This is a genomic window from Psychrobacter sp. T6-1, from assembly GCF_052258445.1.
On record NZ_JBQQFC010000483.1, the window covers coordinates 1 to 1,275 of the forward strand.

Genomic DNA, 1,275 nt, shown 5'->3' on the forward strand with positions numbered 1-1,275 from the left:
AATAGAGGTTAGTCAGTAACCGTCCCTTTAAAAAGAGATCAGATGAGCTGACTACTCAATCAGTCGTCTTTTTTATCATCACTATCGCCCGGTATGATCGCTTTGCCCACAGCAACTGTACCTTTGACCACGCCTTTAGTAGTTTTATAGGCAACTTTAGCGGGTACAGTGACGATTTTATGCACGCAAGCTTGTAATAAAAACGCACTCATAATGATAAACATCAATGATAGCTTTTTCATAAGGATTCCAAAAGTAGTAAACTAAATAATCGTTAATCATAAACTATCGTGCTTATTTTCTAAAGCCATTCTATACATAAATACCCTACTCACCCTTATCTAATGACTCGGATCAACCCATGACCTCAATTCCACTTTGTCTAACCGACTCTATCACTCCTGAGCAGTTTTTAAGCGAATACTGGCAAAAAAAACCATTGCTTATTAAGCAAGGTTTACCCCAATTAATCGACATGTTTGAGCCAGAGGATATGCTTGGGCTTGCCGTTGAAGAAGACGCTTCAGCGCGCCTGCTAATCCAAGCCGCGAGCAAGCACGAAGGATTGCCACAATGGCAACTCAAAAAGAGCCCATTGTCAGAAGCAGATTTTGATAATTTGCCAGCACAGTGGACTGTACTGGTGCAAAATATGGAACAGTGGTCACCTGAGCTGGGGCAACTCTGGCAAGCGTTTGATTTTATTCCGCAGTGGCAGCGTGATGATATCATGGTATCTTTCGCCCCAAAAGGCGGCTCCGTGGGCAAACACTATGACGATTACGATGTGTTTTTGGCACAAGGATATGGATCACGGCGTTGGCAGCTCGGCAAATTCTGTGATAAAGGTACCGAGTTTGTCGCAAATGAGCCGATTCGATTGTTTGATGATATGGGCGAGATTATCTTTGATGAGATACTAGAAGCGGGGGATGTACTTTATGTGCCGCCGAAACTCTCTCATTTTGGAGTAGCACAAGATGACTGCTTAACCTTTTCGTTTGGCTGTCGTCGTCCAAACTTAATGCAAATTATCGACAGCTTAGCTGATATCGCCACCAGTGATAGCGATTTATTTATCCCAATGTTATTGCCACAGGCGCTGCAAGCCTCTGGCGCATTACAAGCCGATAGTATTGATGCGATTAAAGAGCAGCTATTACAAATGCTGCAATCTAAGCGCGGCGACGATATTATTCGTCAAGCCGTGTTAGAAGTCGTGAGCAAACGTCAATATGATGCGCTGGTACCCGAGGAGACTTTAGATACAGATGA

At 43.5% G+C, this 1,275-nt stretch carries 2 protein-coding genes; one reads left to right on the top strand and one right to left on the bottom strand.

Annotation, left to right across the window (positions count from 1 at the left end):
- Positions 1–59: 59 nt before the first annotated feature.
- Complete coding sequence (locus ACTXGO_RS13985) at positions 60–242, bottom strand: NF038104 family lipoprotein (RefSeq protein ID WP_317198932.1); 183 nt, start codon at positions 240–242, stop codon at positions 60–62.
- Positions 243–361: 119 nt separating this feature from the next.
- On the opposite strand from ACTXGO_RS13985, the gene ACTXGO_RS13990 reads away from it, so the two are divergent.
- The coding region (locus ACTXGO_RS13990) for a cupin domain-containing protein (RefSeq protein ID WP_443574946.1) at positions 362–1,275 on the top strand (914 nt) is incomplete at its 3' end.